This is a genomic window from Paenibacillus sp. sg306046, assembly GCF_059821225.1.
Genome location: NZ_JCAMRT010000019.1, coordinates 97,258 through 110,796, shown reverse-complemented (window position 1 = coordinate 110,796; position 13,539 = coordinate 97,258). Strand labels below are relative to the sequence as shown.

Below are 13,539 nucleotides of genomic sequence, written 5' to 3'. Positions count from 1 at the left end.
AATAGCGGCCCGCGCCAGAACTTAAGTCTGGTGCGGGACCTTGTCTTGTCAGGTTTGAAATTCAAGAAGGCGGTGTGCAGATGGTAAGGAAGCACAAAGCGATCTCCGGGATTGCGCTGGCTGCGGTTCTGGTAGCCGTGATGATCTGGGCGGGCGTGTTTGTCGTCAACGCCGATACCGAGAAGTGGACGGATGGCAACCATGCGGATGTATCGTGGTACAATCCGGATTACATCACGTTCACCATTGATAACCCTCAGAAGCTGGCGGGCGCCGCCAAGCTTGTCAACGGCGGTACGGTAGACGGATTGCGGAATAAAATTCTTGAGGTGGATCAAAACCTCGATTTGTCGGCTTACGAATGGGTGCCGATCGGAACCGAGCAGCATCCGTTCCGCGGCACATTGATTGCGAAAAACAACGGCAGCTTCGAGATCAACGGGATGAAGCTGTCAGGCAATCTGAATTACGCGGGTCTGGTCGGCTACATGGACCGGGGCGTCGTGAGCGGCTTTAAATTTATGAATACGGGTAAAATTGAAGTCGGCTCCGCAAACGTCACGGATATCGTGTACGTTATGCAGCCGGTCACCTCCCAGACGTATGGAACGGTATGGGAGCTTGTGCCTGTGCCGGATACCAAAGAGGCTTATGTCGGCGCAGCTGTCGGCAAAATGGTCAACAACAGTATCGTTAATAATATTACGAACCATATTCCGGTTAAATCGAGCTTTATCGTCAAGCATATTTATGCAGGCGGTATTGTCGGTGCGGGCGAGGGCAGCATCTCCGCGTCCACGAACCTGGCGCCGGTCACAGCCAAGGGACCGAACATCGAAAGCGGCGGTATCGTCGGCTACGGTGAAAGCAATGGTCTTGTGATCAAAAAAGTAAGCAACCAGGCGGCTATTGCCGCAGAGGGCGGCGGTACGCTTCATGCGGCGGGCATTATCGGCCATGCGGCCGGACGGCTCAGCATGGGCGACGAGGATACGCCGATCTCCAATACCGGCGCAATTTCGATTAAAAACGCCAAGTCCGCCTACGCAGCCGGGATTGCGGGCCGTGCGGGCTCGGACGTTGATTTCTCCGATGCGACCTCGAATACCGGGACGGTTACGGTAGAGTCGCCGACAGCGGAAAGCTCGTATGCGGCAGCGCTGATCGGTTCGATTGATGTCGAGCAGCAGCTGAAGCCGACGGTTGCGATTGCGTTTACCAATACGGCAGCGGTGACGAATAAAGGCGGCAAGCGGGTTCATACCGGTGTGCTGGCCGGTTACGTCAACAGCGCCTTGACTTGGGGCAAAGGCTATACAAACAGCGCGCCTGTTACCGCGACCGGGGTCGACCAGGTGTTTACCGGCGGGTTGATCGGACGCACGGACAAGGAGATTGCGTTTACGGGCATTGCCAAAAATACGGCCGCCATTCAAGTCGGAGACATTGCCTACAAGCCGAACGAAGCGTACACCGGCGGATTGATCGGCTATGCAGCCAAGCGGGTGCTGCTGAACAGCACCGTCAATCAGGCTTATGTCAACAGTGGAGATATTACGGTCATCGGCGGAACTGGCGTATACACCGGCGGTATCGTCGCCAACAAGGCGTATGCCAGACCGACGGGTGAAGACAGCAAGAAGGTGCTCAATACGGCCAACATCCAGGTTCAAGGCATCAGCAAGCTGTATACCGGCGGTCTGATCGGTATCGTGCCCGAAGAGGGCGTAGATAAAGCGATTGTAGCGGCTTCCTACAGCAAGGATATTACGGTGACGGCTCTGTCATCCGGACTGGGCAGTACGGTAAGCACCGGGGGCATCGTCGGTTATTATGTCAATCATAGCGATAACAGCGCAGCGATTGATCAACCGGTATTCCAGGGAACGATTACATCGACCGGAGGCGGCAATGAGTCGTATACCGGCGGTATTGTCGGGTATGTGGACGGCGGTACGATCAAGCAGGCGAATGTCGGGAAAACGGCGGCGGAATTCAATAAGCTGACGACCGACGGCAACGCGGGCGGCGTTGCGGGTTTCCTCAACGGTACGATTGATACGGCCACAGTCAAATTTACGACGCTGCTGCTGCAGACGGCCGGCGGCGTATCCGGCGGCGTTGCGGGTAAGGCGCAGGGCGTGATTACAAAAGCGACGGTAGGCGATGCCGCCTTCACGACCGGCTATAGCGTCAGGCTGGAGACGGCGGCGCGGGATGCGGTGCAAAACGACGACAAGATTACAGCAGGCGGGATCGTCGGCGCAAGCACAAATGCTTTCACGCTGACAGACAGCCGCGTTACCAACATCGGCCTGATCAACCAGGCGGGCCGCAGCGGGTATACGCTTGGCGCGCTGGCCGGGCTGCTGACAGCTGACGCTCAGATCGGTCAGGCTGGCGCGCCGGTGACAGCCAAAGGCATCAGCATCGACCTGCTGGCTGGCAACAGCCAACTGGGCGGAGCGATCGGGCTGAACCGTTCGGCTAAGGCGTACGCAGCGGTTGAGCAGGCTGCCTTTAGCATTCAAGGCGCGCAAGCGAAGGTCGGAAGTATTGTCGGTGTTCAGGATGTCGCCATCGGCAGCATTCCGACGGCGGATGGCGCAGGGGCGACCGCATTTGCCCTGACCGCCAAAGATGTGACGCTGACGGCTTCGGGTACAGAAGCTTCGATCGGCGGCATCATCGGCCATAACCTGGGCGATACGCCGCGTGTTTCGGCGGACAGCCTCACGCTGGCCTCCAGCGGCGGCAGCAGCCGTCTCGGCGGGATCGCCGGGACGAACAGCGGGATATTGATGGAAAGCAGCGCGTCCAAGGTTGTCATCACAACCAGCGGGGCTGATACGGAGGCGGGCGGAATCGCCGGTCGTTCGGAGGTCGCCGCAGGCGGCCCGGCAGCAGCCAAGCTGATCCGACCGCATGTGCATGCAGAGGATGCGGCGCTGATTGCTTCGACCGGTGCGCGTTCGTGGATCGGCGGCGTTGTCGGCTCGGCGAAGCAGACCGAGGTTGTCAATCCGCGCGTTGAGGCGGTTACGCCGAATTACGTCCTGCTGACCGTAAATGCGGCGCAAAATGGCGTCGGCGGCTTGGCCGGACGGATCGAGCAGGGCAAGCTGCTGGGCGATTCGACGGCGTTGAACCTGGAGAATTTGCTGATCACGACCACATCGACATCGTCGGCGGCCTATGTGGGCGGCTTGGCCGCCTACCAGGACCAGACGGTCATGGATAGAGTAACGGCCAAGGCGATTAATGTGACGGTCAATGGTCCGCAATCCATCGTCGGCGGGATGGCTGGCTACAACCGCAGCTCGGCTGCAGCCTTCCTGTCGAACAACTATGTGGACGGGTTGAACATCAAGCTGAACCCGCCGGCGGCTGAAGGGAAAACGGGCGGTTTTGTCGGATTAAACGACAAGCAGGACACCGATCCGGCGGCGCAGCCGGCAACCGGCGTCAGCTCGATTCAGAACAGCCGGTACGTCGGCTCGGTGCAGGTCAATTCGCCAAGCTCGATCACAGGCGGAATGGTTGGCGAAAACCGCAGCCTGATTGCGAACAACAGCATTTCCGATAAAATTCCGGTGTCTTCCAAAGCGGCCAACGGCATCATCGGCGGCTTGGCCGGTGTGAACGCACCGACGGGAACGTTGTATTATACGTACTCGAACTCCAATCTGACGATTGAAGGAGAGGGCACGCTGGCGGGCGGCCTGGTTGGCGACAACCAAGGTAAAGTCATCGCTTCTTATGTGGATATGGATCTGAACGGCAACGCTCACGGCACATCCGGCTCGTCGATTTTCTTGGGCGGTCTGGCCGGACGAAATACGGGAGCGATTGACAAGTCGCACTCGGTATCCAAAGTAACGGCCACTGGCAGCTATACGAATGTCGGCGGACTTGTCGGCGATCATGCGTCAGGTACCATTTCGAATTCGTATGCAGGCCACACGGTCACAGCAAATGGAGAAGGCTCCTTCGCAGGCGGCTTCCTCGGACGTATTGTGAACGGGCAAGTATCCACCGTTTATTCGGCGGCACAGGTGCTGGCGACGAACGGCGCATATGCCGGCGGTTTCGCCGGACGTTATGACAACGACAACAAGGAATTGTTGTACAAGGCTTATTACATCAAGGATGAAGCGCAGTCCATCAATAAGGACTTGCCTGACTTTGCCGACGGCAATCACCGCTGGCTCCAGGTGCATGCGCGCCTCAGCACGCTGCTGGCGTCAACCTTGATGGATCGGGCGAGCTTCCCGGGCTTGTCGGGCTGGGACTTCGCGACAACGTGGAAATACGGCTCTGTTAATGCCGACTACAAGTATCCGGAGCTGCAGCGCAGCGCCAATACCGGCGGCGACGGCGGCAGCGGCAACGATGTGAATGCAAACATTGCGTGGTACATGCGCGACAAGGGCGCCTTCACCTACGACATCAAAACCGAAGCCGAGCTGGCCGGACTGGCGGCGCTCGTTAACGGTACGGTAACCGGCGTGGACCGCTTTGACTTCGAGGGGCGGACGATTCGTCTGCTGAATCCGATTCATATTCAGTCCAAGCAATGGGTGCCGATCGGCAAAAGCGAAGAAACGCCATTCCAGGGAACGCTGGACGGCGGACAATATTTGATCGACGGTTTGACGGTACAACCGGATCACACCTACTCCGGATTGTTTGGCGTCATCGGCGATAAAGCCAAAGTAACGAAGATGGTGATGGAGCCGCTCTCCATCGCAGGGACGGGCCACACCGGCGTATTGGCCGGGATGAACAAAGGCCAGGTTACGCAAGTGAGCATCAAGCTGCTGCCGGATCAGACGATCAGCGGCGGCACGGTCGGCAGCTTGTTCGGTACAAATACAGCTGCAGGCTCGTACCGGCAGGTGGACATTACGCTGGAGAGCGGCAGCAGGCTGGAGGCGGTCGGCACCGACGCTACAGCAGGCGGCTTGATCGGGGATCATACGGGTACGCTTGATCCTGGCGCATTCAGCCTCAAGCTGGCCGGTGTGACGCTGAGCAGCTCGGCTGAGCATGCGACGCTCGGCGGCTTGCTCGGCAAGCAGTCCGGCGATATGAGCGGCATTCAGCGCGAGGTGGACTACAATCTGACCGCATCAGGCGCCCGCAGCGTATTGGGCGGTCTGGTCGGCGAGCAGCGCTCCGGCAAAATTTCCGGCGTGACGCTGACCTTTGCGGCCGGTACCTTGTCGGCGCAAGGCGCGGACTCGATTGTAGGCGGTCTGGTCGGGCAATCCGGTGCAGGCAGCACGTTAAGCGGCATTACGGTCACCGCTTCGCAGGGTGGTCAGCAGCTGACCGGCAACGGAACCGTCGGCGGGGTAATCGGCAGTAAAACAGGCAGCGGGACAAACTCATTTGACCTGCAGCAGGTGAAGGTGAACAAGCTGCTGATCGGCACGCCGGACAGCAGTCCGGAAGCGGTCATCGGCGGCGTCGCCGGTAAGCTGACACGTACGGCGTTACACGACGCAACTGCTGATGTTGCCATTCAGGCGGCTGGCGGTAAAGTAACGGCCGGAGGGATCATCGGCTACGGCGAAGATTCGATTCTGGATCAGGTGGAGACGGTATCCAATCTGACCTTTGCCGCCAAGTCGGGCGAAAGCTCACTGGGCGGAATCGCCGGTGTGATGACAGCGGCCAATCTGAATCAAGCGTTTGACTTCGGTCGTCGCGCGCCATTGTACCCGGGCATTTACCAAGCTGTGGTGCATGGCAAGCCGCTCGTTGCCCAAGGGACGGACAACGGTGCGGATCTGCAGCTCGGCGGCATCGTCGGCAAGCTGGCGAATGCTTCTGTCTATCATGCGAAAACGGATGTCAATCTCGAATTGCACGGCGGCAAGAAGGCGGCCGCAGGCGGGATCGCCGGTGTGAGCAGCGGTATCATCGTCAGCTCGCAGCCGGTGCAAAGCATCAAGGCCGATACCAGCGTTGTTGTGGATGTTGGAGGTGTCGTCGGCCGTTCTACAGGCGGTGAAATTCATTTCACCTCCGCTCCGGCGCCTGCCGGGCAAACGATCGAGGTACAGCGCACGGTCAGCAAGCAAGGCACGGTTCCGGCCGTCCATGCAGGCGGACTGGTCGGACGCGCGGACAACACCAAGGTATCGAATGCGTACGCAGCGATTCCGGTTAAGGTAGCGGACGACAACCAGGATACCACGATTTATGCAGGCGGCTTTGCCGGCTTACTCGGCGATGCGGATAGCCCAGGCAGCACGATGCAGCGGGTGTTCGCCACCGGCTCGGTTGAAGCGAAGGGCATCACCGGCGCTTATGTCGGCGGCTTTGCCGGATCGGTGGACCGGTATACGATTTCGGATGCGTACGCGACAGGTTCGGTCGCAGGCACGGGCTATGATACGGGCAGCGGCGGCTTCGCGGGAGCGGTGGAACGCCGTGCGGTCATTAAGCATGCGTATGCAGCGCAGGACAGCTTGACGACGACAGGCGTCAACCATGCGACGCGTTCCTATACGGGCGGCTTTGCCGGATACAATGACGGCACGCTGGATGGCGTGTTTGCCAAAACCGGCACGTTGAACGTGCAGGTTAACGGCGGCAACGTCTACAAGGGCGCGCTGGTCGGCTATAATTTCCGTGACGGTAAAGTGCTGTCATCGTCGTACACGGCTGCGCTGGACCCGATCGGCTACAGCCTCGGCAGCGCAACAGGCAATGTGCAGGCGGATAACTCCGCTCTGTTTACCGGCTTCACCAGCTGGAACTTCGAGCTGGAGGCGCCGGCGCTGAATCAGCCGCTCAGCTCTGACTGGCTGATCATGGATAACAAGCAGCTTGCAGGAATCGTCTGGCTGTATAATGATACCGGACTTGCTTATTATCAATTGTTCAACCGGACGGCGACGGAGAAGCCGGCAATCGCCAAAATTTTGTTCGGCGCCGATATTGACCTGAAAGGGCTGAACTGGCTGCCATTTACGAATTTCCGCGGCGAGCTGGATGGACAAGGGTTCAAGCTGACCGGCTTCAAGCTGGCGGCAGGCACGGACGTTCAAGGCTTTATTGTTGAAAATGCGGGACAAGTTTCCCGAATCAAGTTCGATCAGGCTCAGGTGGCTGCAGGCAGCCGGACCGGGATCGTCGCAGGCATCAATCACGCCGGCGGCGTGATCCGTGACATCGAGTTGAGCGGCCGCATTCAAGGCGGCGACTATGTTGGCGGCGCAGTCGGGGATAACCTGGGGACGCTGACGGCGATCAAAGCCGATGCGCTTACTGTAGAAGGAGCTTCCAATGTCGGCGGACTGGCCGGAACAAGCAGCGGCGTCATTCGCTACATCGAGCTGAGCGGCCGCATTCAAGGACGTGACTATGTTGGCGGCGCAGTCGGGGATAACCTGGGGACGCTGACGGCGATCAAAGCCGATGCGCTTACCGTAGAGGGAGCTTCCTATGTCGGCGGACTGGCCGGAACAAGCAGCGGCGTCATCGAGTCGTCCCAAGCGAACCGTCTGACGGTGAAGGGCGCCTCGCAAGTCGGCGGGTTGACCGGATTGAATACCGGCAGCGTACAGGGTTCCTCTGTCTATGCCGATATTACGGCGACCGCAGGCTTCGCAGGAGGAATCGCCGCTTCGAATGAAGGCACGATTGCGAAGTCGCATTCCGGCGGCAAGGTGAGCGTCAACGCACCGGGACAAGATGCGGCTGCAGGCGGAATTGCCGGTAATCAAACGGCGGCAGGGAAAATTACCCAGTCGTTCTCTTATGCGGACGTTGAGGTGACGGCAGGGCAAGCCCATGCAGGCGGGATCGTCGGCGTGAGCCGTGGAGAAGTAACCGATACGTATGCGGCAGGACGGGTGTCGGCGGTTGGCACAACGCTGGCCCGCGCGGGCGGCATCGCCGGTTATGCGGCGGCCGGCTCCATCGCCAGCTCACTGAGCTATGGCGAGGTGATCGCAGCGGTAAACGATCGCTTGACTCGCGGTCAGACGTTCTTCGGCGGCATTGCCGGTCAGAAGGATTCGGCGGCGACGGTGACGAATACCGTATTTAACAAGCAAGCGTTGAAAAACGACACCGCTTATCACGACGCGGCAGGTCAACGTGTGACCGGCGCTGCGGCTAATGCGTCGGGCGTGCTCGCGGGCAGCTTGACAACCGGTACGCTGCCTGATGCGGTAAGCGGCAGCATCTGGTATGCGGCGCAAGGCTTCTATCCGGGGCTGACGGCATTTGCGGGCAGCGACGCGGCCAAGCTGAGCACAGCAGCCGTTGTTCTGGACGCGGCAGACCGGATGAGCGATGTGGCTGCAAGCTTCAGCTTGACCAGCGATGCAGCGCTCAACTGGACACCGGGACAGGACTTGGCGCTGAGCAGCGGTCAGAACGGTCAGTTGACCGGAGCGTTGAAATCGGCAGGAGGCAAAGGCTTGACGGTTGCGGCAGGCGCACTCAGCCGCAGCATTGCGCTGAATGTGCCGGCAGTGAAATATGCCGAGGCTGCGCTAGCGCCGAAGGTTGTGTCCGGCGACCAGCTGTTTACGAATGAGGCAGTGGTCACGCTGGCAACCGATGAGCCGCAAGCCAGCATCTATTATACGCTGGACGGCAGTCTGCCAAACGCCAGATCGCAGCTGTACACAGCTCCGATTTTGCTGAAGGACAGCGCGATGATCAAGGCGGTATCGGTTGTCGATGAGAAGGAAAACAGCGAGGCCATGTCAAGCTTGTGGACGAAGCAGGTAATCCGCGGAGGCTTCGGAGGCTTTATGCCATCACCGGTGGTGATCGAAGCGGCGGTTGGCGACGGCAAGGCAGCGGTAGACGCCGCTCAACCGGCCAAGGTAGCCAAAAACAGCATTTTGCAATTGAAGGCGCCGGAAGGTCAGATCATTTATTATACGACTGACGGCAGCACGCCTACCACAAAAAGCAAGGTGTTCAAGGAAGGCAGCATTATTATTACCGGCAATATGACGATCAAGGCGATTACCGACAAGGACGCCCGCGTAGTCACAATCAAATACGAGGTCGAAAACGCCAAATATGCGGTGAAGCCAAATGCAGGCGAGATCAAATACATCGCCGGCTACGCCCAGGATGAATTCAAGCCGGATGCGGCGATTACCCGCTACGAGCTGCTGGATGCATTGACGCCGCTGCTCGACCGGGAGAAGGTCAGTGTGGAAAATCTGCTGACCGGCGTCAACGCTTCCGATAAAGCCAATGTCGCGTTTTTTGCATCGGCAGGCATTATCGACGGCTATGAAGACGGCACGTTCGGCGGAGAACGCGGTTTGACCCGCGCCGAGTTCGTGGCGATGATGACGCGGCTGCTCAAGCTGGACGTCAAGTCGCCGGGCGAAACGGTGCTGACGGACGTCGCCGGACACTGGTCGGAATGGTATGTCAACGCATTTACGAAAGCCGGGTATGTGGACGGCTTCCCGGATGGCACGTTCCAGCCGGATCTGGAAATTTCACGGGCTCAGGCGGTTGTTGTGATCAACCGGATTATGGGTACGAAAAAGCAGGCTGAGCTGCCTGGCGCATTTAACGATGTGCCTGCGGATCATTGGGCTTACGCAGATATTATGGCGGCGGCCAAGTAAAGGGCAGCCGTGCAGAAAGGCGGTCAGCGTATCAACATGAAACGAAAAATCATCACGTTTTGCCTCCTGATTTCACTGATGTCGGGAATGGCGGTATGGATGCAGGCCAATGCGGATACGCCGACCGCATATAATGCGGAGGACACGTATGCGCGCAGCGAGCAGGCTATCTTTTATATCCGGATTTTCCGCGAGGATGATACGGTAAAAGCAACGGGGACGGGCGTCATGCTGTCCCCGGAGGGGCTGGCCGCGACGGCGTACCATGTGGTAAAGGATGCGGAGCGCATTGAGGCGACCTTCCGCGACGGCGCCGTTGTCGGCGCGATTCGTGTGCTTGCTTCCGACGAGCAGACGGATGCCGCTCTGCTGCAGTTTCCGGCGCGAGCCGGGAGCCCGGACCGTGCAGGCGGCGGCTACGCTGCGCTGCCGATGCGCGAGACGGCGGTAAACTACGGCGAGCAAGTTTTTGCGCTCGGCTATCCGATGGCGAATACCCCGATTATTACCGAGGGGATCGTCAACAACCCCAAGGCGGAGGTCAACAGCCGGGACCGGATGCTGATTTCGGCGCAGGTCGCCAGCGGCATGTCCGGCGGGCCTGTGCTGGACCGGTACGGCCGGGTAGCGGGCATCATATCCGGCTCGCTGCGGACGATGAACAATATTCATCTGATCATTCCGATGAAGGACGTCCGCCAGCTGCTTCCGGCCAAAGCCGAGTAGTCTGCACGGTCGTTGCACCGTTAGCTGCAGCGGTTCCGGTATTGGCGTGAAGGCGCACATCCGCAGGATGGAAGAGAACTGGACGAGGAAAAGCTGTCTCCATAGCGTGCTTGCGCGCAGCGGGGGCAGCTTTTTTGCACGTACGAGTGCCTGTGGAAAACGCAGATTGACATTGACAAGCAGCTGCTTCGTCACTACCATTAGACCATAATACGTAAAGGCGAATCTGAAATAAAGGAGTGGCTCAGATGGGAATCAGCAGTCGATTTGCCGTAGCGATTCATATTTTGACTTTGCTGGAGTTTGACAAAGCGGATGTGAACACGTCGGAGCAGATTGCTGGCAGCGTCAACACGAATCCTGTTGTGATCCGTCGGTTGATCGGGATGCTCAGCAAGGCCGGGCTTGTCCGTGTACGTCCAGGCGTAGCAGGGACGAAGCTGGCTCGCCCGTTGTCGGACATTTCACTGCTCGACGTATACCGGGCGGTGAATGTAGTCGGCGAGGGAGGCTTGTTTGCGCTGCATGATTCGCCGAACCCTGATTGCTCCATCGGCCGGAACATTCAGGCGGCGATCGTGCCGATCTTCTCCAGTGCGCAGCAGGCGATGGAGAAGGTATTGGGCAGCCTGACGCTGCAGGATATTGTGGAGGATGTGGGCGAGCACATCAGCGCGGAGCAGGCGCAGGAGCAGGAGCAGTCACGCATAGCCGAAAAAAGGACCTGACTGAGCATAACGCTCCATCAGGTCCCTTTCCTTTTTCAAGCCGGTAAGTCCAAGCCTTCCCTCAACTGGCTGCGGACTACCGGACTAGTGGCGGCTGCGCACCGTATTTTGCAGGCCGCGTACATAGCTGAGCACTTCCGGCAGGTCCTGCTCGCGCGTATCCTCCAGCGAGATGTCAATGTACGGCTTGCGGGCGTGCAGCTTGGTGAAGAACCGCTCGACGTCAAATTGGCCTTGACCGATTTGAACAGAAGTTGGCCGTCCGTCCGGACGGTAAATGCCGTCCTTCAAATGCGCGAGCACAACCCGGTCGCCAGCCAGCTCCAGCAGCTCGTCCACCACCTCGTCCCGACGGTGGAAATTATGCTGATCCAGCAAGTTGACCGGGTCAAAGACGACCCCGAGGCTGGATGAAGGCACTTCGTCAAGAATACGCTTCATTTTGACCGGATTGGTGAGTGTATGGGTGCATACCGGCTCCAGGCCGATCTGGACGCCCCATTTCTCGGCTTCCTCAGCCAGCTCTTCGACGGTTTGGCGGAAAATGCTCCAGCCATACTCCTCGTAGCGCTCCGGCTCCTGCTCGGCAAAGGTCGTCAAATCGCCGGTTTCCGAGGCGACGATGGAGGTGCCGAAATCACGGGCGTAACGCAGATGCTCCTTGAAGCGATCAATTTCGGCGCGCCGCTGCTGCGGGTCGGGATGCACCGGATTGATGTAGCAGCCGAGCACGCCGATGCGGATGCCCGCTTTGGCGAATTGTTCGGCAATATGATTGGCCAGGCCAGGGCTCAGCTTGCCGGGCGACACGTCGATGTCGGCGATCGCCTTGAGCAGCGCCAGCTGGACAAAATCAACCTTGTACGAAGCGAGCCGCTCAACCAGCTCGTGCAGCGGCCGTTTGCCGACCGTATGCGCTAATGTGCCAAATCCCACGTTCATCTCTCCCTTAACTATGTAGCTCATGCTTCGGGTTTAACTATACCATGTCCGGCAGCCGGGTGCGACGCTCAATCGAAAACGGTTACGCGCAAATGGGCATGTAAAAAAACCGGATGCTGCTGCAGCTTCCGGTTTGGATCGTATCAAATGGGGGTAAAACAATTTAAGTTGCGTTTCTGCCAAGAGCATGTTATAATGGCGGATAGTAAAGGCATATAGATGAATAGATTGTTGATATATAATTAAATCATAGCATATTCACAATTCGAAGTCAACCGGCTTAACAGGCCATTCTCTTGTAAACGGGGGCAGATCGGATGGAGAACGAACAACAGATCAAGCTGGATACCGACATCACGCTGGAGCAAGCCAAGGAACAGCTGATTGAGCAGGGCAAGAAAAGTTTGTCCCTCACGTATAAAGAAATTATGGATAAGCTGTCGCCATTTGAGCAGGACTCGGACCAGATCAATGACTTTTTCGAGCATCTATCCGAGCAGGGCATTGATATTCATGATGAATCCGATGATGATTTCGGGTCTGCGCGTCCTGAGCAGCCTTCCGAGGAGTTTCAGGTCGATGATGATTTGTCGCTTCCGCCCGGTTTGAAGACGAATGATCCGGTCCGGATGTATTTGAAGGAGATTGGCCGCGTTCAACTGCTGTCGACGGAAGAGGAAATCAGTCTTGCCCAGCGGATCGAGGCTGGAGACGAAGCAGCGAAGCGCAGGCTGGCTGAGGCGAATCTGCGGCTTGTCGTGAGCATCGCCAGACGCTACGTCGGCCGCGGCATGTTATTCCTCGACTTGATTCAGGAGGGCAACATGGGGCTGATCAAGGCCGTCGAGAAATTCGACTATACGAAGGGCTTCAAGTTCAGCACCTATGCAACCTGGTGGATTCGTCAGGCCATTACGCGCGCAATCGCGGACCAGGCCCGTACGATCCGGATTCCGGTACATATGGTGGAAACGATTAATAAGCTGATTCGGGTGTCCCGGCAGCTGCTGCAGGAGATCGGCCGCGAGCCGACGCCGGAGGAAGTAGCGAAGGAAATGGAGCTCAGCGTAGAGAAGGTTCGCGAGATCATGAAAATTGCCCAGGAGCCGGTGTCGCTGGAAACGCCGATCGGGGAGGAAAACGACTCCAACCTGGGTGATTTTATCGAGGATTCGGATGCCCCGGCTCCGGCTGATGCGGCGGCGTTTGAGCTGCTGAAGGAGCAGCTGGAGGACGTGCTGGACACGTTGACCGAGCGTGAGGAAAATGTGCTGCGGCTGCGCTTCGGTCTGGATGACGGCCGGACTCGGACGCTGGAGGAAGTGGGCAAGGTGTTCGGCGTTACCCGCGAGCGGATTCGCCAGATTGAAGCGAAGGCGCTTCGGAAGCTGCGCCATCCGAGCCGCAGCAAGCGGCTGAAGGATTTTCTCGATTAAACTGCGCGACAAACGGAGCGAAGAGTCTGGCCGGACGGTCAGGCTCTTTTTAATATCAGCCAGCGTTCTTAGCTAGCCGTCAAG

Annotated in this window: 5 protein-coding genes; 4 read left to right on the top strand and 1 reads right to left on the bottom strand. The window is 58.4% G+C overall.

Annotation, left to right across the window (positions count from 1 at the left end):
- Window positions 1-80 precede the first annotated feature (80 nt).
- From AC6ROY_RS18980 to AC6ROY_RS18970, 3 genes are all read left to right on the top strand, one after another.
- Window positions 81-9,623, top strand: a complete 9,543-nt coding sequence (locus AC6ROY_RS18980; protein ID WP_500102164.1) for a chitobiase/beta-hexosaminidase C-terminal domain-containing protein — start codon at window positions 81-83, stop codon at window positions 9,621-9,623.
- 36 nt (window positions 9,624-9,659) lie between these two features.
- Window positions 9,660-10,349: a S1 family peptidase gene (locus tag AC6ROY_RS18975; protein WP_500102163.1), complete on the top strand. Its 690-nt coding sequence runs from the start codon at window positions 9,660-9,662 to the stop codon at window positions 10,347-10,349.
- 248 nt (window positions 10,350-10,597) lie between these two features.
- Entirely contained in the window at window positions 10,598-11,077 is a 480-nt protein-coding gene (locus AC6ROY_RS18970; RefSeq protein WP_500102162.1) for an Rrf2 family transcriptional regulator, read from the top strand.
- 84 nt (window positions 11,078-11,161) lie between these two features.
- On the opposite strand, the gene AC6ROY_RS18965 is transcribed toward AC6ROY_RS18970, so the two are convergent.
- Window positions 11,162-12,019: a sugar phosphate isomerase/epimerase family protein gene (locus AC6ROY_RS18965; RefSeq protein WP_500102161.1), complete on the bottom strand. Its 858-nt coding sequence runs from the start codon at window positions 12,017-12,019 to the stop codon at window positions 11,162-11,164.
- Window positions 12,020-12,336: 317 nt separating this feature from the next.
- Here AC6ROY_RS18965 and rpoD point away from each other — a divergent pair, with 317 nt between their 5' ends.
- The gene (rpoD, locus tag AC6ROY_RS18960) at window positions 12,337-13,455 is read left to right on the top strand and encodes an RNA polymerase sigma factor RpoD (protein WP_500102160.1); all 1,119 of its coding nucleotides are present in this window, start codon (window positions 12,337-12,339) and stop codon (window positions 13,453-13,455) included.
- Window positions 13,456-13,539: the final 84 nt, after the last annotated feature.

Coding starts and splice junctions, on each gene's coding strand:
- rpoD (WP_500102160.1), top strand. CDS start 12,337: ATGGAGAACGAACAACAGATCAAGCTGGATACCGACATCACGCTGGAG.
- AC6ROY_RS18980 (WP_500102164.1), top strand. CDS start 81: ATGGTAAGGAAGCACAAAGCGATCTCCGGGATTGCGCTGGCTGCGGTT.
- AC6ROY_RS18970 (WP_500102162.1), top strand. CDS start 10,598: ATGGGAATCAGCAGTCGATTTGCCGTAGCGATTCATATTTTGACTTTG.
- AC6ROY_RS18975 (WP_500102163.1), top strand. CDS start 9,660: ATGAAACGAAAAATCATCACGTTTTGCCTCCTGATTTCACTGATGTCG.
- AC6ROY_RS18965 (WP_500102161.1), bottom strand. CDS start 12,019: ATGAACGTGGGATTTGGCACATTAGCGCATACGGTCGGCAAACGGCCG.